This window comes from Pseudomonas sp. Emmai, from assembly GCF_055179735.1.
The window spans coordinates 4,622,259-4,641,763 of sequence record NZ_CM143685.1; the positions used below are offsets into that span (position 1 = coordinate 4,622,259).

At 53.3% G+C, this 19,505-nt stretch carries 22 protein-coding genes; 10 read left to right on the forward strand and 12 right to left on the reverse strand.

Annotated elements, in window-relative coordinates:
• Positions 1-212 precede the first annotated feature (212 nt).
• The 6 genes from ACY4LX_RS21245 to ACY4LX_RS21270 all read right to left on the reverse strand — a co-directional run bounded on the left by ACY4LX_RS21245 (position 213) and on the right by ACY4LX_RS21270 (position 6,565).
• On the reverse strand, positions 213-977 hold the full coding sequence (locus ACY4LX_RS21245; RefSeq protein ID WP_463257737.1) for a hypothetical protein: 765 nt from the start codon (positions 975-977) through the stop codon (positions 213-215).
• A gap of 28 nt (positions 978-1,005) precedes the next feature.
• Positions 1,006-1,473: a hypothetical protein gene (locus ACY4LX_RS21250; protein ID WP_463257738.1), complete on the reverse strand. Its 468-nt coding sequence runs from the start codon at positions 1,471-1,473 to the stop codon at positions 1,006-1,008.
• Positions 1,461-2,177: a permease gene (locus tag ACY4LX_RS21255; RefSeq protein WP_463257739.1), complete on the reverse strand. Its 717-nt coding sequence runs from the start codon at positions 2,175-2,177 to the stop codon at positions 1,461-1,463. The genes ACY4LX_RS21250 and ACY4LX_RS21255 overlap by 13 nt, the downstream gene beginning before the upstream one ends.
• A gap of 414 nt (positions 2,178-2,591) precedes the next feature.
• A complete protein-coding gene (locus ACY4LX_RS21260; protein WP_463257740.1) occupies positions 2,592-3,845 on the reverse strand; it encodes a hypothetical protein in 1,254 nt (417 codons plus the stop codon).
• Positions 3,842-4,819, reverse strand: a complete 978-nt coding sequence (locus ACY4LX_RS21265) for a hypothetical protein (protein ID WP_463257741.1) — start codon at positions 4,817-4,819, stop codon at positions 3,842-3,844. Before ACY4LX_RS21265 ends, ACY4LX_RS21260 begins: the two co-directional genes overlap by 4 nt.
• A gap of 309 nt (positions 4,820-5,128) precedes the next feature.
• Entirely contained in the window at positions 5,129-6,565 is a 1,437-nt protein-coding gene (locus tag ACY4LX_RS21270) for an IS1182 family transposase (RefSeq protein WP_463257742.1), read from the reverse strand.
• 164 nt (positions 6,566-6,729) lie between these two features.
• Between ACY4LX_RS21270 and ACY4LX_RS21275 the strand changes: the two genes are divergently transcribed.
• Positions 6,730-7,026 (forward strand): DUF7660 family protein, encoded by a 297-nt coding sequence (locus ACY4LX_RS21275; RefSeq protein WP_064618392.1) that lies wholly within the window; start codon positions 6,730-6,732, stop codon positions 7,024-7,026.
• 221 nt (positions 7,027-7,247) lie between these two features.
• Here ACY4LX_RS21275 and ACY4LX_RS21280 read toward each other — a convergent pair whose 3' ends face one another.
• Positions 7,248-7,541, reverse strand: a complete 294-nt coding sequence (locus ACY4LX_RS21280) for a hypothetical protein (RefSeq protein WP_140670369.1) — start codon at positions 7,539-7,541, stop codon at positions 7,248-7,250.
• Positions 7,542-7,695: 154 nt separating this feature from the next.
• On the opposite strand from ACY4LX_RS21280, the gene ACY4LX_RS21285 reads away from it, so the two are divergent.
• The 7 genes from ACY4LX_RS21285 (at position 7,696) to ACY4LX_RS21315 (ending at position 12,262) form a co-directional block, all read left to right on the forward strand.
• A complete protein-coding gene (locus ACY4LX_RS21285) occupies positions 7,696-9,132 on the forward strand; it encodes an IS1182 family transposase (protein WP_463257743.1) in 1,437 nt (478 codons plus the stop codon).
• A gap of 455 nt (positions 9,133-9,587) precedes the next feature.
• Entirely contained in the window at positions 9,588-9,860 is a 273-nt protein-coding gene (locus ACY4LX_RS21290; RefSeq protein ID WP_123402772.1) for a hypothetical protein, read from the forward strand.
• A gap of 103 nt (positions 9,861-9,963) precedes the next feature.
• Positions 9,964-10,377: a hypothetical protein gene (locus ACY4LX_RS21295; RefSeq protein WP_463257744.1), complete on the forward strand. Its 414-nt coding sequence runs from the start codon at positions 9,964-9,966 to the stop codon at positions 10,375-10,377.
• Positions 10,377-10,694 (forward strand): DUF6966 domain-containing protein, encoded by a 318-nt coding sequence (locus ACY4LX_RS21300; RefSeq protein WP_463257745.1) that lies wholly within the window; start codon positions 10,377-10,379, stop codon positions 10,692-10,694. Before ACY4LX_RS21295 ends, ACY4LX_RS21300 begins: the two co-directional genes overlap by 1 nt.
• 69 nt (positions 10,695-10,763) lie before the next feature.
• On the forward strand, positions 10,764-11,162 hold the full coding sequence (locus ACY4LX_RS21305) for a GFA family protein (RefSeq protein WP_463260625.1): 399 nt from the start codon (positions 10,764-10,766) through the stop codon (positions 11,160-11,162).
• A 69-nt stretch (positions 11,163-11,231) separates the two neighbouring features.
• A complete protein-coding gene (locus tag ACY4LX_RS21310; RefSeq protein WP_463257746.1) occupies positions 11,232-11,555 on the forward strand; it encodes a hypothetical protein in 324 nt (107 codons plus the stop codon).
• Between the two features lie 233 nt (positions 11,556-11,788).
• The gene (locus ACY4LX_RS21315) at positions 11,789-12,262 is read left to right on the forward strand and encodes a phage infection protein (protein WP_463257747.1); all 474 of its coding nucleotides are present in this window, start codon (positions 11,789-11,791) and stop codon (positions 12,260-12,262) included.
• Between the two features lie 97 nt (positions 12,263-12,359).
• On the opposite strand, the gene ACY4LX_RS21320 is transcribed toward ACY4LX_RS21315, so the two are convergent.
• From ACY4LX_RS21320 to punC, 3 genes are all read right to left on the reverse strand, one after another.
• On the reverse strand, positions 12,360-14,945 hold the full coding sequence (locus ACY4LX_RS21320) for a bifunctional diguanylate cyclase/phosphodiesterase (protein ID WP_463257748.1): 2,586 nt from the start codon (positions 14,943-14,945) through the stop codon (positions 12,360-12,362).
• Positions 14,946-15,131: 186 nt separating this feature from the next.
• Positions 15,132-15,398, reverse strand: a complete 267-nt coding sequence (locus ACY4LX_RS21325) for a hypothetical protein (RefSeq protein ID WP_463257749.1) — start codon at positions 15,396-15,398, stop codon at positions 15,132-15,134.
• Positions 15,399-15,566: 168 nt separating this feature from the next.
• On the reverse strand, positions 15,567-16,766 hold the full coding sequence (punC, locus tag ACY4LX_RS21330) for a purine nucleoside transporter PunC (RefSeq protein WP_463257750.1): 1,200 nt from the start codon (positions 16,764-16,766) through the stop codon (positions 15,567-15,569).
• Positions 16,767-16,888: 122 nt separating this feature from the next.
• Between punC and punR the strand changes: the two genes are divergently transcribed.
• Complete coding sequence (punR, locus tag ACY4LX_RS21335) at positions 16,889-17,818, forward strand: DNA-binding transcriptional activator PunR (RefSeq protein ID WP_463257751.1); 930 nt, start codon at positions 16,889-16,891, stop codon at positions 17,816-17,818.
• Between the two features lie 6 nt (positions 17,819-17,824).
• Here the strand turns inward: punR and ACY4LX_RS21340 are convergent, their stop codons facing one another.
• Positions 17,825-17,950, reverse strand: a complete 126-nt coding sequence (locus ACY4LX_RS21340; RefSeq protein WP_463257752.1) for a hypothetical protein — start codon at positions 17,948-17,950, stop codon at positions 17,825-17,827.
• 20 nt (positions 17,951-17,970) lie between these two features.
• Complete coding sequence (locus ACY4LX_RS21345; protein ID WP_463257753.1) at positions 17,971-18,888, reverse strand: LysR family transcriptional regulator; 918 nt, start codon at positions 18,886-18,888, stop codon at positions 17,971-17,973.
• 132 nt (positions 18,889-19,020) lie between these two features.
• Here ACY4LX_RS21345 and ACY4LX_RS21350 point away from each other — a divergent pair, with 132 nt between their 5' ends.
• The gene (locus tag ACY4LX_RS21350; protein ID WP_149659749.1) at positions 19,021-19,422 is read left to right on the forward strand and encodes a RidA family protein; all 402 of its coding nucleotides are present in this window, start codon (positions 19,021-19,023) and stop codon (positions 19,420-19,422) included.
• The last annotated feature ends 83 nt before the right edge of the window (positions 19,423-19,505 follow it).

A 19,505-nucleotide genomic window follows, 5' to 3' on the forward strand; every position in this document is an offset into this window, starting at 1 on the left:
GGGCTGCGCCTACTAGTTGACCCGTAGCAACAAAAAATAAATCTGTCCCATTTACCGTCCCATTTACCTGATTTACCTAAAGAAAATAAATCTGCCTCGTTTACCTTGTTTCGGCTTTCCGTCAAGAGAATGCCAAGAAAAAACTGTCCATTTTTAAACAAAAGAACAACGCAGTGTTACGTAAGAAGCTATTGCAGATGCCGGAGAGAATGTCAGTCAGTGCTCATGGGGACATTAACTTTGGCTTTGATAAAAGTTACACCTGGAGATAAATAAGGCTTGATAAGTTCCGCTACGTTTTCCTTTTGTTTTCGTTTGCAAAAAATATTAAGACTCCAGTTTGTTTTGTAATTGTTTCCATCTAGTATAACGCTGTATTTTAAATCGACTACTTCTCTATTAGTGGCGATGGCAAGCTGGGTGAGTTCCTTCCATTTAAATGCATGATGATGATATTCGGTTTGCAAGTTCTGGTAGCTTTTTGAGTTTGCCATCGATAGGTGCATCAACCCGATTCCCCCAGGTCCTATCAGTGCGCCGATCAGGAATATTGGATCAATGATCGCAAGTAAGATGAAACCAATCGCTGTAAAGCCGGAAAACCATTTCAAAAACGTCAGAGCCCCTTTGGGGAAATCTTTCCATTTGCAATACTCCACTCCGGATTGGGTGAAGCGATAGGCGAAATTCATTTGCTGGTGGGTCATGCAGGAAGTTACAAATAACATAAGCATATAAAAAAACACACAAGACAAGATTCGCCAAGGTTGCCCCATGCCCTCGTATACCGAGTACATGATGAGTGCCCCCCCGAGTATGAACACAGCTATAAACGCAAACATGAAATTTGCTAAAAAGGTATTGTAATTCCGAGCGCGAATGGTCCATCCAAACAGTTCTGTTTCATCGCCGTACTTCCATTGGAGTTGCGGCGGTAAGTCAAGTGACTTATTGAGGTTGAACGTCGTAGGGCTCATTGATTCATTCCGTTAGAGACCGCCAGTTTCAAAAGTTGGGTTTTTTTTGAGTCAGTACAATATCGTCCTTTAGTTCACCGCTAAAGGCCTTGTTAGCTCGGTCGGCTTCACTCGGAGCCCATTCTAGAGCCAATCGAAACATGTAACCACGATTATCTTTGCGCTGAAGCACGCCGGATTGATACTTGACCTCCAAATCAAGGACGAGACTGTCTGTCGAGGTGTCGGTCCACACTTGACAGAGACTATATTGGTCTTTGTCGGTGTAAGTGTAATCAGCCGGGCTAGTAAGAAAACAGATCTGCCCCCTTTTTCGGTCAGAAAATAAATATTTCCCTTTTTCGCTTTTTCGTTTCGTTTCGTTTCGTTTAATTTTAAGTGCTTTGTGGTCAGCATTTATTGTTTCTTGCATTTTTTTTGCGGCTGGTAGATAAAAAGTCATTTTTAAGTCTGTAATTCGTTGTGATGAATATTTGTTGGGAGTTACCACTCCCATTTTTTTTCTGTATATTGCGCCGTTGGTGGAAGCAGATTTTTTAAAGTTTCTAAGTACTTGCGAATGTGAGTTTTATCTTTGAGTCGAACTTCAAATCCAACAGTTAAGTCTTTGTGATGAGTGATTATTATCAGCCTGTTAGTATCTATGGATACAAAATTATATTCGTTCCAAGGTCTACTTTTTTCGTATTTATTTTCATTTTTCCACCTTAGTAGGTTTCGGGCGGCTCCCAATGCTATACCAATCGGGCCAACTAGGAATAGGAGTGATTGAGTATAAATAGCCACTCCTAAAAACAGCATTATTGTTGCTAGTGCGGTGCCTTTAAAAAAAACATTGGCATGTTCAGGGTAGTAAAGTTGGTGGTTGACTTCAGCTCCGCTGGTTGTAATACGATAATTGAATAATGTTTTTTGTCGAACTCCAAATGCTATTAGATAAATTGCCAATATTATTGGTGCGCTACATGCTGTAATTAAATACCCTGCCGAGTCTGGTAAAGAGTTCCACATTAACCATGTGAGGTATAGGATTACAGCGCATGAGACACCTATGACGCCGAGTTGAGCCTTCATTATTTTTTCAGGAGATGATGCAATGGTTTTAATCGACCATCTCATCAGCTCTATCCCCTGCAGTGGCTCTTGTCTATCTTCAACGTTCTTCGCATTTGTTTTATTTATCATGCTCTCATTATTCATTTGCTTCACTCGGAAACTGCCAGGATTAACGCCCCATTACGATTAGCTGACTTTACCTGAAGATCGGTAGCAGTTAATCCATCACTCGCACTCAGCCCAGAAGTACTTAGCTCGACTTGATAAAGGTAACCTCGATCTTTATCGTTTGATTCTAGAATTTGTTTTGGGTACCAAATCTGAAGCTCAATATAATCGGCGTTTTTGCTTACTGGGATCCATGTTTGCCAAATAATATCTTCCCCTGCCTTTAATAGGGGCGGAGGGGTAGAAACTCCTGCATACTTCTCTGGAGCTGTGTTGCTTGTCTTGGTAAATTTTCCTGCTTGGGGAAAAACGGGACGGATTTATTTACGCGATTTTCTGGCAAGAATATGCTAAGGAAATAAACCTTTCCACTTACTGCATATGTTTCATTTAGCCGCGATGAATGTTGTCGTAATCATCTGCCTTCGGAGTTGAGTGTATGCCTTTCGCCTCTTGAGCGTGATAATAAGCCTCGATGCTAAGTGCAGGATCGATTCTGGCCATTAAAATGCACGCTTGGCTTTGCCAAGGGTACTGCAAGTTTCTCCGCATCATGGCCGGCCGCTCAGTGCGATCCCAAACTTTATATTTAGTATCACGCCATCGGCGTAGGGGGCGATTGGACAGTTTGTCGTGTGCAGCAGTGGTTGGATCAAGATGACGGAATTGTTCAAGGATTGGTAGTTCCGGCAGTGGCTGACTCACGTCCATATAACGCTGTAATGTATCCCAGAATGCAAGGCACTCTTCACGACTCATGCCCAATGATTGAACCTTGCCTCCAAGAAATATCTCAAAGTCGCTATAGCGATGGTGCAACCAGACGGTCATGCTGCTATTGCCGTGCGGACTTGGTCGTAATTCCATGGTCGCGTCGAACTCATAAAATGGTGCAGTAAAGGCAGGGCGGAAGCGGCGAGCAACGGTGACTATACCTGTTTTTCTATTGAGTTCACTGCCATCGTGTTTGAATATACGTAAGTAATAAATAGTTATATAGTCCCAGCCGACTAGCCCCATAAATACCGCCGCACCCATCGCGAGGCTTAACCATAGTGGAGAGGTATCATCTGGTGCGGTCTGAAAGTTTAAAAAGCTTGAAGCGAAAACTACTAAAAACTCAATCGATACCAAGAATAGATATTTTTTATACTTGGGGTTGTCTCTCCACATCATCCAAGCACTTAATGCAATTGATATTAATGTGGTGGCTACTATTAGTAGCATAAGCACCATAGTGATATACACACCTTTAGATGCATTGATCTCGTCGAAAAAATTCGAAAATGCTTCAGTCATCCCGAATCCCCACAATATCCATGGAAAAAATGCGATGGACCACCATTTAAGAAAAGGCAGAAGTGTTAAAAATATACTGGAGGTTTCAAAACTCCAGCGATGATGGTTAATGTAGTGATCGACGCTACTTTCTGGGGCCGATGAATTTTGCATGTCTGAATTGAGTTGAGCGCTGACATCTTGCCAAGGTTGGAGATTGGCGTAGTTTCCCCAGCACAACGTCGTCCGGAAAAGGCCCGAGCGGGTAGAATTCTCGCGCCCTCGGTGTCCGGGTTGAGTCGGAATTTTGCCGCTGTCGAATGAGGCCGGGCCATAGTTAAGTGGTTCAAAATTTAAACTATTCATATTTTCGCAAAATCTCTCTGCTCTATCAGCCAGTATGGTACGTCTCCGGCACCATCATTTTTTTCTGGTTCAGGACCGGGGTAAGGCACCCACGCGCTAGGTTTAGGTTGCGGAAGCGCGATGTTACGATACGCGGGAAATGGCTCTCCTGCATTACATTGACGCTGCCCCAACTCAAATTGACCAGAGACCTTTAAACTGTACTCGCATGTACGAAGTTGCCGACTCGGATCATTTTCCGCAATTGCGTAGTTCTGGTTTGCAAGTATATAAAGTACCCGAGTTCCATCCAATACAACTCCACCAAGTTTTTCTTTGGGGATTTCTGTCGGAGGGCGATAGTCCCAACCGCTATTGTTTTGTAGTGTGCGCACGGTTTCTTTGGCTGTGATTTTGAACGTTGACTCATTATCAAAGTGGCTCAAAAGAGGAGTTTGCAGTTCCACGGCCCAATCATTTGGAGCTAATATTGTGTTGCTTTCTCTTGCAGCAGAAAGAAGTTGGCTGTTGTCTTCTTTGCTGACCTCTTGTTGCCAATTTTTTAACCGGTAAATTTTAAATCGAGGGGCGCCTAGTATGCCAAGCAGTTGTTGGTATGCAATCAACGGGTCATTCAGATGTGTTAGTCGATCACTATCACCAAAAGGCCCCTGTTTGACAGATTGCTCTACTGGGCTGTTGGCTAATAAAGCACTTCCTACAAGTCCCACCACAAACAGGGTGATCCCGATTCCAAGTATCCAAGGACTCGCCAAAAATCCAACGGTATAAAGTGCCCACATGCCAGAGCCGACGGCAGCCAAACTATAGGCCATTGCTACATCATTTTCACCCTGCTTAGCTGCTCGAACCGCATCCCAAATAAAAAGAGCGGTAGTGGCTGCGACAGCAAAGGTTGACCCTATACGAGTCCAGTTGAGCCAACTACTTCCGGTACGTTTGAGAAGGTTTTCCGAGAAATTACCTTTCCGCATACATGCCCTCATGGCTTGGATTTTTCGAAGCGCCCTCTAGCGTTTGTATCACATTAGGCCCAACCAGAGCTCACCCTGCATAAGGTAGTACGCCCGGCCGAAGTATCCTTGAGGATCAATGTCCGCTATGGGTCCAGGCTGTGTGAAAACCCGCTAAATACGTCGAAAACTGAGAGGCGCGAGGATTGCCTGTGAAATCAGCGGGCGGAAGCGCGAATTACCTTAGTCAGCTACATAGACGTTCGTAATGCCGTTTGCGCCGCGTCAGCAGCCCAAACGGCTACTCACTGGCGAGCCAAGTGGCTGGATTTACGTCCTGATCGCCTCAAGCAGTCCTACTATGCCGAAGATGCTCATCATTCGTTTGAGGTTGTAGGCGAGTACATGAAGACTCATTTCGGTACTTACCCGCGGAAGTGTTTTGGTCAGGAAGTGGGTGGCTCCCATCCAATATTTGAGCGTTCCAAAAGGATGCTCAACAGTCTGGCGGCGAACCTTCATCTTCCCCAGGTCATGTTCCAGCCGAACCTGCATCGCGTCGATTACCGCCTCATGTTCCCAGCGCTTCACACGGCGCTCCTTACCCGTCGTACATTGCTTGTGCATTGAGCAGGACTGGCAGCCCGAGAAGTAGTAACAATGCAATAACATGCCGTCTTCCATCGACGAATGCCGCCTGGTTAGTAGCTGCCCCGCAGGGCATCGATACTCGTCCGACGCAATAAGATAGATGAAATCCTGTTTGCCGAATCGGCCTTCGGCTTTGCTGCCAGATGTCAGGGGTTTCGGTACGAAGGTAGTGATGCCGGCTTGCTCGCAAGCATGGATTTCCAGACCTTTGTAATAGCCTCGGTCGGCCACCACCGTGAGCGATTCAGCCTTGATTTCTTCACGCGCTTGGTTCGCCATATTGCTCAGTTGCCCATGATCATTACCAACGTTGGTCACCTCATGGGCAACGATCAGATGGTGTTTGTCGTCGACCGCTGTTTGTACGTTGTAGCCAACCGTTCCGGTGCCTCGGCCGCTCGTGGCCATTGAGCGTGCATCTGGGTCTGTGAGGGAGATCTGCTGGTCTGGACTTTCGTGGAGCTGCGCCTCGATGTCCTTGAGTTTCTGCATCTGCTTTTTCAGTGTTTCTATCTTTTCTTTAAGCCGCTCTGCTTTGGCCTCGGCCACTTCGGGTGTTGCCCGATCCGCCGAATCCATCGCCGCCAGATATCGATCAATGCTCTGCTCGATCTGCTGCATGCGTGCCTTCACCTTGCCCTGAGTGAAGTTGCGGTCGCGATTATTGACGGCTTTGAATTTGCTGCCATCGATGACGATGATCGACTGAGAGAAGAGATTGAGGTTGCGGCAAAGCACTACGAACTGGCGGCATACGCTGCGAATGGCTTTGCCGTTGTCTTTGCGAAAGTCGGCAATGGTTTTGAAGTCCGGAGCCAAACGCCCCGTTAGCCACATCAACTCGACGTTGCGCTCGGCCTCACGCTCAAGCCGGCGGCTGGACTGAATCCGATTGAGGTAGCCGTAGATATAAATCTTCAGCAACACCGCTGGGTGATAGGCCGGACGACCCGTAGCGGCAGGATCGACGCCCTCAAACCCAAGTGCGCCCAGGTCGAGTTCATCGACGAAAACGTCGACCACTCGCACTGGATTTTCTTCGGCTACGTAATCGTCCAGACACTCCGGCAGCAAGGTGACTTGCGTCCGGGCCTCGCCTTCAATGAATCGCTTCATGCTCGCCCCTGCTACGATCTCGACGTGAAAAGGTTAGACGATTACTGGCCCTTTCTCACAGCCTGGCCCAAAGAGGACGTAAGCTTGCCCCTCATCTCGTGGCATAGCAGCATAGTGAGAATTTACTCCTTCGCTATCACCTATCACGCACTTCCAAGGTCACCATGTCCATAAATCTTGATGAGCTACTGAAAACCGTAGACGACGAACAATCATTCATCGGCTTCATTGAAGCTCTAGGTATGGATTTCGCCGAGGAGCGTTTGCTGGAGGAGACCTCTCCGTCGTCTCCCTATGGACCGGGGGCGTTGGGATGGGAAAACGGCTCTATTGATACCTTTCTTGATGCTGCCGCAGCGTGGGCGACTGCCAGCTCACGCAGTTCCCCTGTGAGTGCCAGTAGATCAAACGTATGGCAACGCTGTGCGGCCATTTTGCTGGCTGGTAAATTTTATGAGTGAGCCCAGCCATCGCTGTTCGAAGGACAACGACCGAACGAAGGCTGCCGGTCGTGAAAGTCCACTATCGACTCATACTGTTTTAAACCGCAGGTCTTGAACGGCTCGGCGGTGTTTTCACACAGCCTGGACCCATAGCTGCCGATTAGCACAGGCAGTAAACAGCCACAATCAAACATCCGTGACGGGTAGCATTCAGCTCGAAGTAGCCTCCCGCACGGTAGTTACGTCAGCTTTTCAATCAAAATCGAGGTGGCTGTGATCGTTATATCTCCAAAATCACCTTCAAGGGATAGAACATTATCAACGATGTTTATCCCTTCAAGCTCTCCGAGTTCACTGGTGTTTTGAACGTTAAGAGCGCCAAGCCTGATAGTTAGCTCAGTGCCGTCCGCGTTCCATGCCATCAGCTTATTTCTGGACCCGTCATCCAGTCTGACAACCATCTCGAAATAGCGATGGGCTTGGTCCACTGTGATCGATAAGACACTGCTTTCTTCAAGTGCGTGAACATCCATGATGAAGCTTCTTTTGTTCAAATCCGCATCCTACTACAGGCCGCTATAGGCGAATGCATGCGTCTGAAATGAAGGTCCGCTTCTGGCCCAGGCTGTGTGAAAACTCCCGCAATTGTCTAATCTTCTGATCGTCGAGATCGTAGCGGGGGCGATCATGAAGCGATTTATTGAATGTGAGGCTCGGACGCAAGTCACCTTGCTGCCGGAGTGTCTGGACGATTACGTAGCCGAAGAAAATCCAGTGCGCGTGGTCGACGTTTTCGTCGATGAACTCGATTTGGGCGCACTAGGGTTTGAGGGTGTCGATCCTGCTGCAACTGGTCGTCCGGCCTATCATCCAGCGGTGTTGCTGAAGATCTATATCTACGGCTATCTCAATCGGATTCAGTCCAGCCGCCGCCTTGAGCGTGAGGCCGAGCGCAACGTTGAGTTGATGTGGTTAACGGGGCGTTTGGCTCCGGACTTCAAAACCATTGCCGACTTTCGCAAAGACAACGGCAAAGCCATCCGCAGCGTATGCCGCCAGTTCGTAGTTCTTTGCCGCAACCTCAATCTCTTCTCTCAGTCGATCATCGCCATCGACGGCAGCAAATTCAAAGCAGTCAATAATCGCGACCGCAACTTCACTCAGGGCAAGGTGAAGGCACGCATGCAGCAGATCGAGCAGAGCATTGATCGATATCTGGCGGCGATGGATTCGGCGGATCGGGCAACGCCCGAGGTGGCCGAGGCCAAAGCAGAGCGGCTTAAAGAAAAGATAGAAACACTGAAAAAGCAGATGCAGAAACTCAAGGACATCGAGGCGCAGCTCCACGAAAGTCCAGACCAACAGATCTCCCTCACAGACCCAGATGCACGCTCAATGGCTACGAGCGGCCGAGGCACCGGAACGGTTGGCTACAACGTACAAACAGCTGTCGACGACAAACACCATCTGATCGTTGCCCATGAGGTGACCAACGTTGGTAATGATCGTGGGCAACTGAGCAATATGGCGAACCAGGCGCGTGAAGAAATCGAGGCTGAGTCGCTAACGGTGGTGGCCGACCGAGGCTATTACAAAGGACTGGAAATCCTCGCTTGCGAGCAAGCCGGCATCACTACCTTCGTACCGAAACCCCTCACATCTGGCAGCAAAGCCGAAGGCCGATTTGGTAAGCAGGACTTCATCTATCTTGCGGCGTCGGACGAGTATCGATGCCCTGCGGGGCAGTTACTAACCAGGCGGCATTCGTCGATGGAAGACGGCATGTTATTGCATTGTTACTACTTCTCGGGCTGCCGTTCCTGCTCAATGCAAAAGCAATGTACGACGGGTAAGGAGCGCCGTGTGAAACGCTGGGAACATGAGGCTGTAGTCGATGCGATGCAAGTTCGGCTAGAACATGATCCAGCGATGATGAGGGTTCGTCGACAGACCGTTGAACATCCTTTTGGAACGCTCAAGTTCTGGATGGGAAGTACCCACTTCCTGACCAAAACCCTGCCTAGAGTGAGCACTGAGATGAGCCTTCATGTGCTCGCCTACAACCTCAAACGAATGATGAGCATCTTCGGCATCGCAGGACTGCTTGAGGCGATCAGGGCGTAAATCACGCCGTTTGCTCGCCAGTGAGTAGCCCTTTGGGCCGCTGACGCGGCCCAAAGGGCATTGATAATGTCTACGCAGCTAACCCAGGTAATTCACGCTTCCGCCCGATGATTCCACAGGCAACCCTCGCAGCGCTCAGTTTTCGGAGTGCTGGCTGCGTTTTCACACGGCCTGGGTCGATGGCTGCTGTTCGCGACCGGCGGCTTTTGGCCGAAAGCAGTCGTTGCCGAGCGACCGATTAGGATCGAACACGAATTCCCGATCCTACGCTTCGGACCTGCCTACTCCAAGCTCCTGCCTACTATCCATAACCGTCCTACAACAACCTCGGAAATTACGCCTATCCCCATGTGGCGATAAAACTTACTGTTACCCCGTCCCCCAAAAAGCGACCAGGTTTGGCGACCTGCAGATCGGATCAGTCCTTTACTAAAATCTGATTCGGAGTTTCACCTATGGAAAGATACATGCCTATCACCGGAATCGACCTGGTCCCGGCCTCCCTCCTCATCGACACCCAAGCCCCACTCGACGTCCTGCAAGCCATGGCCGATTACCGTATCCGCACGGTCACGCAGGTGTTGGAGAACATCGCTTACCGCGCCGAGATCGGTTGCGACACGGTGGTGTTGGCGGATTTCTCCAAGTTGTTGGTCATTCCGTTGCGCGATGGCTGTGATTTGATGGATGTGATCGGTCGGCGTTTGCGGGCGCAGGTTAAGGAGTAAGTGAAGACGGGTGCCGGGCAGGCACCCGTTTTGTTTTGTCGGGGGGACGCGTGGAGGCATAGAATCCGTCGCTCGCCTCGCCCCGACTTCGCAAGGATTGTGAATGCCTTCCCATAAACGCCTCAGTAGCGTGTGTCATAGCCTCGCTCACCACGCCGGCAGTTCGCTGTCCTGGGTTCATCCCCATTTAAGTGAGGCGTTGCGGCCGTTGGGGGTCAGGGTGGCGGCGGTTGATTTGACGAAAGACGAGTCCTGTCCTGCGGCGTTGAAAAGTCATCCCTATTTGTCCAACGGGCTCAATGCGTTGAAAACGCGTTTCGAGGAGATGCTGGCGGCGGAAGGTTTTGCGCTTTCGGCGCTGCGAGAGGCGACGGTGTTGTTTAACTTTGAAGACGGTAGCGACGACTATTGCTGTGAGAGCCATGCGCGGTTGGTCAGCGTGGCTGGCCGGCAGTACGTGGCGGCGGTGAATTATTTGGGCAAGTCTATCGTTCCGCAGTTTGGGTGTTTTCAATAATGGGACCGAAGACTGAGCAGCTTATTGGCGTGCTTGAGCAACTTGCCGTGGTGCTTGAAAGCGATGGTGCCGTTCACTGGGGTCAGTGGATGCGCAAAGCGCGGGCGCATTTGTTGAACGGGGATGCCTATGGGGTTGAGTATCTGTTGTCAGCCTATGGCGGGATGAGTTCGCTCAATGATCTTGTGCTTGGCCAAAGTTCTATCGCGGGTGTGTTTGCGTGGAAACCTGGGCATGTTGAGTTGAATGAAAGGTTCGATGCGCTCAGGGATGAAGCTGCCACGCTCGCTTATGCGATTAAACGGGCTCAGGATTGATCGGCGAAAATACATCCGGCGTCCGCTGTACCCTCACCCTCCTCTTTTTTATTTGAGTAACCGATGAACATGGATGAGTTTCATCAAGGCAGTTGTTTGTGCGGGGCCGTGACGTATGAGGTTTCGGGTCAGTTGAAAGCGGTGTCGCACTGTCATTGCGCCATTTGCCGGAAGGCCCATGGGGCGGCGTTTGCGACGTATGCCAGTGCGCCGAAGTCGGCGGTTTCCATTGCGAGCAGCGTGGAGGCGCTCAGGCGTTTTCAGTCGTCGGCGGGGGTTACGCGGCAGTTTTGTTCGATCTGTGGGACTTCGTTGTTCTGGTCGGATTCGAATGGTGAGTTTGCGGATTGGATTTCGATTGCGGTGGGGACGCTGGATACGCCGTTTCATGCGCAGAAACAGCGGCATACGTGTGTGTCCGAGAAGGCCTCGTGGTTTGAGATTGGGGATCAGTGGCCTCAGGATTGATAAATTTTAGTCACGGCTAATTCATTGAATGGATTAGTTTTTCTTTGCGCTTAAATGGATGGAAACGCAATGCGACCACCTGTCTCTGACCCGATAAAGCGGGATTACTCGCCACTGACCGTAGGCTCCGCTCTCGTCGTAATCTTCGGTTTGTTGATTATGTTGTTGCGAATTGCACAGGAGAATTACCTGATGGCGATTGGCGCCGTCTGGGTAGCGAACGGTCTGACGTTTGTCCTGCATGTGCTGTATTGGCGGCGTTATGGCTTGTCCGATGGCTTGAAGGTTGCTGTCGTGTTCCAAGGCTTGATTACGCTCGCACCGCTACTGGCAGGCAATTTTGGAGTGGCGTTGATTTTCTTGATGCTCGGTGGGGAACTGCGCTTTTGGTAGGTGCGGATGTCGTGGCGATTGCAGGTTTTGGGGCTGCTTCGCAGCCCAACGGGGGCAAGCCCCCTCGCCACAGGGGATCGGGTCGATGGCGGATTATCAACCTCGCCGATAGCCCATTCTGCCAACCATCATTGGCGTCGATGGTCACCATCACGTCAATGAAGTTCTCATAAAAAATCCCCGGCGTAACATCCGCTCCATACCAACCAATAAACACCCCGGAGCACACCATCATGAAACGCCAAATCCTTCTCAGCATCGCTTTCTCGGTTTTCGCAGCTAACGCTTTTGCCGCTTCCCACACCATGATCGCCGAAGGCGGTTCGGATCGGTTGATTGAAAGCCGTGTGGCTGAAGGTGGTTCGGATCGTCTGCAACAGAATCGTGTTGCCGAAGGTGGTTCGGATCGTTTGATCGAGAACCGCGTGGCTGAGGGTGGTTCGGATCGTCTGCAACAGAACCGCGTTGCCGAGGGTGGCTCGGATCGTCTGCAACAGAACCGCGTTGCCGAAGGTGGCTCCGATCGTCTGCAACAGAACCGCGTTGCCGAAGGTGGCTCCGATCGTCTGCAACAGAATCGCGTAGCCGAAGGTGGTTCGGATCGTCTGCAACAGAATCGTGTAGCTGAAGGTGGCTCCGATCGTCTGCAACAGAATCGCGTTGCTGAAGGTGGCTCGGATCGTCTGATCCAAAACCGCGTCGCATAAATGATTGGCTTTAAAGCGGTAACCAACAAAAAGCCCGGCCTGATCAGCCGGGCTTTTTCATGCCTGAAATAATTCAGTCCTATTCAGGCGCTGCGATTCATACGTTGCTTCGGCTACCTGCCCGCTCGCTGACGTCGAGCAAAGCATCAAACGCCGCATTATCCAGCGGCCGGCTCAGAAAGTAGCCTTGGCCTTCGTCGCACGCCACGGCTTTGAGTAATCTGAGGTGTTCGGCGGTTTCAACGCCTTCAGCCGTCACGGTGAGGGATAACGCGCGCCCCAGGCCCACGATGGCCTGGACAATGGCTTTGTCGCCTTCGCTTTCGACCAGTCGGCTCAAAAAGCTGCGGTCGATTTTCAAGCCATCGAATGGGAAGGCGCGCAGGTAGCTCAGCGAAGAGTATCCGGTGCCGAAATCGTCCATGGATATCCGCACACCGAGGCGTTTGAGCGTATGCATCAGCTCCAGTGCGCCGGCGGCATCGTCGAGCATGACGCTTTCGGTAATTTCCAGCTCGAGTCGGGTGGGGTCTATGCCGGAGTCATGGAGCGCATTCTGGATGCGCTCGACCAGGTCGCCGCGCTTGAATTCGATGGGGGAAAGGTTGACGGACACGAACAGTTTTTCCGGCCATTGTGCGGCGTAGCGGCAAGCGGTATTGAGCACCCAGTTGCTCAAGGCGAGAATCAGCCCGGACTCTTCTGCAATCGGGATAAAGGTGTCGGGTGGTATCAGGCCACGCTCCGGGTGTTGCCAGCGCACCAACGCTTCGGCGCCGACCATTTGGCCGTCAGCGATGCGGTAACGGGGCTGGAAATGCAGGCGCAGTTCACCGTGTTTGATGGCGAAACGCAGGTCGCTTTCCAGGCGGCGGCGCTCAATGATTCGGGCGTTCATATCACCGGCATAAAAGCGCCAGGTGTTGCGACCGGCGGACTTGGCTTCGTACAGCGCAATATCCGCGTAGCGCAGCAACTCGGCGGCCTCGAAAGCGTCGGTTGGCGCCATCGCGATGCCGATGCTGGCGCTGACAAACACTTCCTGCTCCTCGATGGCGATAGGCCGCTCGATGGACTCGATCAAGCGATGACAGAGTGCCTCGACTTCGTCCTGGGAGCTCACGTCGGTGAGGATCAATACGAATTCGTCCCCACCGATACGGGCGACAAGGTCGCCATCGCGCACGCAGGCCGCCAGGCGGCTGGAGACTTCATTGAGGACCAAATCGCCGGCCGCATGGCCCAGCAAGTCATTGACCGGTTTGAACCGGTCCAGGTCCAGGCTGAGCATGATCAGCGGTTGCTCTACCGTCGGCAACGCCTTGAGTTTGCCATCGAGAAACTCCTGCAGACGCGTCCTGTTGGGTAAGCCGGTCAAGGCATCATGCTGTGAGAGGAATTCGATGCGCCGGCGGGATTCAACCTCCTCCGTCACATCGGTCGCGGTACCCCGGAATCCTTCCCGGGCCATTTGTCGAGCCGATAGGCGAGTGATGCGCTCCCGGCCCTTGGTGTCGACGTATCGGCACTGGACGCTGATATCCGGACGGCGATTCGGGATGCTGAGCCATTGGGATAACGTGCCTAATTCGGTGCTCAGCAGATCGTCGATAAGCGCACCGGCCCAGGCGTCCCGGGAAAGACCGGTCACGATTTCAAATCGTTCGGACAAAAAGGTCAGACGCCAATCAGCATCGATTTCCCATACCCAGTCCGAGCTGGCTTCCACCACGTCGCGAAACCGCGCTTCGCTGATGGCCAGCGCATCTTGACTGCTCTGTAGCGACGCATAGCTGGCGTCGAGTGCCAGTGCGCCGGCGGTGGTGCGACGCAAAATGGCCCAGGTCATCAACCACACCAGCAGCGCGGCGACGCCGATCAATGGCAAGCCGATACCCAACAAACGCAGGCCTGGCTGTGACGACTTCCAATGCAGGCTGCCGGCCGCACCGTTATCGCCCAATGCAAGCAAAGAACCTGCGTCCTTTTCGTCGGGGGTGGCGACGTGCAAATGATCGACCCCAAAATCGCTGCCGATTAGTTCAAGTTTGGTGCTGTTCAGCATGTCCACGAAAACCAGCACCGAAGGCAACCGGTCATCGAGCGCCACCGTGGGGTCAGTGCCCGGGGTGATCGCGGCCGCGGCGACAAGCACGGGGGTGCCCCTGACATTGATAAAGGTCGTGATCGGCGTTTCCGTTTCCGCACCGGCACGCGCTTTATCGAGAATGCCGACAATGGACTGGTCGAGCCAATCGGCGGCTTCTACAGGTTTCAACTCACCCTTGATCACAGAGTAAACAGTGCGATTGACGTCGTTGACGACAAACACGCCCTGCATTCCGAAGTCCGTATAAAGCGTTGAACCAATGTTCTGCCGAACGTAAGCCCAGTCAGTGTCCACTTCCGTGTGCAGGTGCTTGTAGGCATCGCCCCAAAATGCGTAGTCCTTGACGGTCGAACGCATGGACTTTTCCAGCGATTGCACGGCCTTCTTCGTATAGAACGCACTTTCGACCTCTTCCGTGCGGTCGAGATCATGGGCCAGATAAATAAGGGAGAGGCTGGCCAGTACAAATACGGCGGCTAACAGCCCCACAAACTTGAACAGAGAACCGCGTGCCAGCGACAGGCTTGAGCGAATGGTGAGGGTTTGGACGATAGAAGCGAGATTGCTCGGCATAATTTCCCGCTTGTCTTGGAGGCGAGTCGGTCGCATATAACGCTATCGGCTGCGTTAACAGAAGGGTGAGTCACCGCGTTTTCACGACGCTGTTTCAAATACTCTCCAAGAGGCTAGCTCAGTATTTCCCCTTCGCTATGCGACAAGTTTGACGTAGCCAGATTCCCCCGTCCGTCACCCTATCCTCTACTTTTTCACGCACGCTAACGAAGCATAGGGGAATGACCTTTTCACCTCATCCAATGTGCTTTTAAGACTGTCCTCAGCCGCCTTCGCGGAAGATGCTTTTACGGTGATAGGGGCAATAGGCGCACCCACCCCCATGAAACCGCACATGTAGGTGTCATCTGCCGCCTGGCTTGCTAAAGGGAAGGCCAGTGTTGAGAGAAGAATGATTTTTGAAAGCCGTTTCGATAGAGCGGGAAAAACCGGTTTTTCTGATTTGGTTTCCATAATGAACTCCATTTATTTATGGCGTTGGGTCCTGGTCCAAGCTAGGCCTGACAATCATTCGCAACCACTGTAACAAATGACAGTTTTATAGTTTTTTTTGAAATAAACGACTCATCTATGAAGATCAAAAGATCGCAGCCTTCGGCAGCTCCGGGGGTACGCCATAAGTTACTGATCTATCTCGACCTGGCCAAACCGCGCCACTTGCGCCCTCTTGCGCCCCTGAATCCAATACCCCAACAGCGCCAGCGGCACTGTCCCGAGCATTACCACCACGGCAATTTGCAAAGGCTGCTCGATCCACGTCGACACCAGCAAACTCGCGCCAAAACACGCTCCCAGTTGCAACGCGTTTTGCAACGCCGCCGCTTTGCCGGAGTTTTCCGTAAAGGGTGTCAGTGCGTTGGTAATGATGATCGGGAAACTGGCACCGTTGACCAATCCCATCAGACAGAACGGGATCAGCAGTGTGGTGAGGGTCGGCGTGGTCAATGTCGCGACCAGGTACAGCGCGACCATGCTCACGCAGTAGGCGAGGATCAGCCAGGGCAGCATGACGTTACCGCTGATGCGTTGCAGCAAACTGCGGCAGCTGAAGCCGCCGATCAGGAAACCGAGGGTTGGCAATGCGTAGCTCAGGCCGATGTCGCTGGGGCTGTAGCCCATGCCGCCGAGGATGAACGGTGAGGCGGTGAGCCAGGCGAAGAACGCGGCTGAGCAGGCGGCGTAGATCAGGACGTTGCCGCTGAAGGCCGGGGTTTTGAGGAGTTGTCCGAAACTGATGCGCGAGCGTTCGCCGTTGGCGGTCAGGCGTTTCGCTGTAGTTTTGAGCAACACCGTGGGCACCAGCAACAGAACACTGACGCCCAGCAGCACGGCAAAAATCGACAGCCAGCCCAAGTGATTCAGCAGCAGCGCGCCCAGCAGCGGCGCGAGTGCGGGTGACAGGGACATCAGCGGGATGATCCCGGCGAACAGGCGATTGGCTTGTTCTGGCGGGTAGCGGTCGATCACCAGCGCTTGCCAACTGACCGCCGCCGAGCACACGCCGACAGCCTGGATAAAGCGCAGCGCCCAGAGTTGCACGTCGGTTTCGACCCAGAACATGCCGAGGCAGCCCAGGGCGAACAGGCTCAAGCCCATCAGCAACACGGGTTTGCGGCCGATGCGGTCGGACATCGGGCCCCACAGCAATTGGCCGACGGCAAATCCGGCGAGGAAAATGCTCAGGCTTGCGCCGACCGCGCCGGGCGACAGATGCAGTTCGTCGCCGATAACGCCGAACGCCGGCAGGTACATGTCCATGCCCAGGTAGCCAAGCACACTCAGCCCAATCAGGTAACAGGTGAAGCCAAACGAGTTTTTCATCAACGCCCTAACGGAATCTTCAATCAAATAATTTGTTAGCAGCGTGCCATTATGGGTGGTGAGCATTTCGTGTGAAGCGTTAATAATTGAACACTGTGATCAATATTTTTGAAGGCAACTGAATGTGGTCTGAATATTCCCTGGATGTGGTCGATGCCGTGGCCCGGCACGGCAGCTTCAGCGCGGCGGCGCAGGAGTTGCACCGCGTGCCGTCAGCGGTGAGCTACACCGTGCGCCAATTGGAGCAATGGCTGGCGGTGCCGTTGTTTGTGCGGCGTCATCGCGACGTCGAGCTGACGCCGGCCGGCAAGTTGTTTATCGAGCAAAGCCGTGGGGTGATGAAGTCGATGCTCGACACGCGCCGTTTGTGCCAGCAAGTGGCCAACGGCTGGAGTGGTCAGTTGAAAGTGGCGGTAGACGCCATCGTCAAACAGGAACGCTGTCGCCAATTGGTGCTGGATTTTTATAAACAGTTTCCTGACGTGGAATTACTGCTCAGCTACGAGGTGTTTAACGGCGTGTGGGACGCCCTCGCCGATGAGCGCACCGACATCGTGATCGGCGCCACCAGTGCCGTGCCGGTGGCCAGTCACTACAGCTTCCGCGACATGGGCCTGTTGAACTGGTTGTGCGTGGCCAGCGCCCGGCATCCATTAGCGGCATTGGACGGACCACTGGAAGACGATCAACTGCGCCCCTACCCCGCGCTGTGCATGAACGACACCTCGCGCCATCTGCCGAAACGCGATACCTGGTCGCTGGATAATCAGCGGCGGCTGGTGGTGCCGAACTGGGCTTCGGCCCTGGATTGCTTGCGCGAAGGTTTGTGCGTGGGCATGGCGCCGGCGCACTTGATGCTGCCGCTGATCGAACAAGGCGAACTGGTCGCGCTGAACCTGCAACGGCCGTTCGCCGCCAGTCCGTCATGCGTGGCGTGGAATCAAAACAAGCATTCGCCGGCCATGGCCTGGTTGCTGGATTATTTGGGTGATGCCGAGACGATGAATCAGGAATGGTTGAATGGCGCGCTGATCGTTAACGACGAACGTTGAACCCAATCAATCCGCCGACACCCACTTCAACCCGATCACGCCGCCCAGGATCAGTGTGATGCAGAGAATCCGCAGCGGCGTGGCGGCATCGCCCAATACCGCCATGCCCGCCGCGCCACAGGTTTTGCACACTACAGCGGATCCGGCGTTTTCTATGGGCCAGTGATCGGCGCGTGCTGCGCCATCAACTCCGCGACCCAATCGATGAACACCCGCACCTTGATGCTGATGTGCCGGTTGGGCGGAAAAGCCACATAAAGCGGCATCGGCTCCAGGCGCCAATCCGCGAACAGGCGCACCAGTTCACCCCGGGCTTCGGGGCCTTTGGACATGTAGTCCGGCAACCAAAACACGCCCATCCCGGCCAGCCCCGCCGCGAGGTAGGCATTGCCATCGTCGACCGCCAGCACATAGCGACCCTTGATCTGTAAGCGCTCACTGCCGCTGCTCATCGCATAGGGCAAAGCCTTGCCCGTACTCGCCCAAAGGAAGCCGACGATCCGATGCTCCGAATCTTCCAGCTCCCGCGGATGCGTCGGCGTACCGAGCCGCTCCAGGTAACTCGGCGCGGCAAACACGCCCAGCTGAAGCTCGCCCACTCGCCGGGCCATCAACGATTGATCCGTAAGCTCGCCGCCGCGCACCACGCAATCGACGTTCTCGCCGATGATGTCGACGATGCGATCACTGACGCCCATGTCGATCTGGATGTCCGGGTAGCGCGCATGAAACGCCGGCAATGCTGGCATCAGAATCAGCCGCGCCAGCGGGCTGGGCACATCGACCCGCAGGCGGCCCCGGGGTTGCACCGAGGCGCCGGACAGGCTGGTTTCGGCATCGTCCATGTCCGCCAGCAGCCGCACCACGCGCTCATAAAAAACCGCGCCGTCGGCGGTGACGTTGACCTTGCGCGTGGTGCGGTTGAGCAATTTCACCCGCAAGCGCGCCTCCAATTGCTGCACCAGTTGCGTCACGCTGGTCTTGCTCATGTGCAGGGTCTCGGCGGCCTTGGTGAAGCTGCCGGTTTCCACCACCCGGGCGAAGGCCTGCATTGCATCAAAACGGTCCATTTTTGCCCCGGATTGTTTGGGTATTACAAACAGTGATGGCCAAGGTTGCTCGTTTATCGGGCGGGCGCAAGTGCCTACAGTTCCTTCATCGTTAATTGCGGGTCAGTGTTGACCTGCCGATGGAGGCACTTTATGACTCAGCGTGATGTGGTTTTTCCGCCAGGACGCCAGGCACTTTACGAGCGCAATCGTTATTCGCCGGCGATCAAGTCCAATGGCTTTTTGTTCGTCTCGGGCCAAGTTGGCAGCACCGAAGACGGCTCGCCCGAACCCGATCTGGAAACCCAAGTGCGGCGCGCGTTCAACAACCTCAACGCGATCCTGGTCGCGGCGGGTTGCACGTTCGATGATGTGGTTGATGTGACGGTGTTTATCGTCAATCCCGAGGAGAAGTTCGAAACCATCTGGAAGATCGTGCCGGAGTTCTGGGGCAACGCACCGCACCCGACGCTGACGGGGGTGGGTGTGACGTGGCTGTATGGGTTTGATTTCGAGATCAAGGTGATTGCCAGGCTTCCACAGGCACAGGCGTAACTCAAAACCACAACGACCTTCCTTGTGCGGGGCCCGGATTGCCACCCGACACAAACAAGGCCGTTTCCTTTGTCTGACTGCGG

Excerpts from the sequence above, each read along its gene's own strand:
- punR (WP_463257751.1), top strand. The coding sequence starts at position 16,889 with ATGTGGTCTGAATATTCCCTGGATGTGGTCGATGCCGTGGCCCGGCAC.
- ACY4LX_RS21275 (WP_064618392.1), top strand. The coding sequence starts at position 6,730 with ATGTCCATAAATCTTGATGAGCTACTGAAAACCGTAGACGACGAACAA.
- ACY4LX_RS21350 (WP_149659749.1), top strand. The coding sequence starts at position 19,021 with ATGACTCAGCGTGATGTGGTTTTTCCGCCAGGACGCCAGGCACTTTAC.
- ACY4LX_RS21250 (WP_463257738.1), bottom strand. The coding sequence starts at position 1,473 with ATGGGAGTGGTAACTCCCAACAAATATTCATCACAACGAATTACAGAC.
- ACY4LX_RS21285 (WP_463257743.1), top strand. The coding sequence starts at position 7,696 with ATGAAGCGATTTATTGAATGTGAGGCTCGGACGCAAGTCACCTTGCTG.
- ACY4LX_RS21345 (WP_463257753.1), bottom strand. The coding sequence starts at position 18,888 with ATGGACCGTTTTGATGCAATGCAGGCCTTCGCCCGGGTGGTGGAAACC.
- ACY4LX_RS21320 (WP_463257748.1), bottom strand. The coding sequence starts at position 14,945 with ATGCCGAGCAATCTCGCTTCTATCGTCCAAACCCTCACCATTCGCTCA.
- ACY4LX_RS21255 (WP_463257739.1), bottom strand. The coding sequence starts at position 2,177 with ATGAATAATGAGAGCATGATAAATAAAACAAATGCGAAGAACGTTGAA.
- ACY4LX_RS21305 (WP_463260625.1), top strand. The coding sequence starts at position 10,764 with ATGGATGAGTTTCATCAAGGCAGTTGTTTGTGCGGGGCCGTGACGTAT.
- punC (WP_463257750.1), bottom strand. The coding sequence starts at position 16,766 with ATGAAAAACTCGTTTGGCTTCACCTGTTACCTGATTGGGCTGAGTGTG.
- ACY4LX_RS21260 (WP_463257740.1), bottom strand. The coding sequence starts at position 3,845 with ATGAATAGTTTAAATTTTGAACCACTTAACTATGGCCCGGCCTCATTC.
- ACY4LX_RS21265 (WP_463257741.1), bottom strand. The coding sequence starts at position 4,819 with ATGCGGAAAGGTAATTTCTCGGAAAACCTTCTCAAACGTACCGGAAGT.
- ACY4LX_RS21295 (WP_463257744.1), top strand. The coding sequence starts at position 9,964 with ATGCCTTCCCATAAACGCCTCAGTAGCGTGTGTCATAGCCTCGCTCAC.
- ACY4LX_RS21270 (WP_463257742.1), bottom strand. The coding sequence starts at position 6,565 with ATGAAGCGATTCATTGAAGGCGAGGCCCGGACGCAAGTCACCTTGCTG.
- ACY4LX_RS21245 (WP_463257737.1), bottom strand. The coding sequence starts at position 977 with ATGAGCCCTACGACGTTCAACCTCAATAAGTCACTTGACTTACCGCCG.
- ACY4LX_RS21300 (WP_463257745.1), top strand. The coding sequence starts at position 10,377 with ATGGGACCGAAGACTGAGCAGCTTATTGGCGTGCTTGAGCAACTTGCC.
- ACY4LX_RS21290 (WP_123402772.1), top strand. The coding sequence starts at position 9,588 with ATGGAAAGATACATGCCTATCACCGGAATCGACCTGGTCCCGGCCTCC.
- ACY4LX_RS21315 (WP_463257747.1), top strand. The coding sequence starts at position 11,789 with ATGAAACGCCAAATCCTTCTCAGCATCGCTTTCTCGGTTTTCGCAGCT.
- ACY4LX_RS21310 (WP_463257746.1), top strand. The coding sequence starts at position 11,232 with ATGCGACCACCTGTCTCTGACCCGATAAAGCGGGATTACTCGCCACTG.
- ACY4LX_RS21280 (WP_140670369.1), bottom strand. The coding sequence starts at position 7,541 with ATGGATGTTCACGCACTTGAAGAAAGCAGTGTCTTATCGATCACAGTG.
- ACY4LX_RS21325 (WP_463257749.1), bottom strand. The coding sequence starts at position 15,398 with ATGGAAACCAAATCAGAAAAACCGGTTTTTCCCGCTCTATCGAAACGG.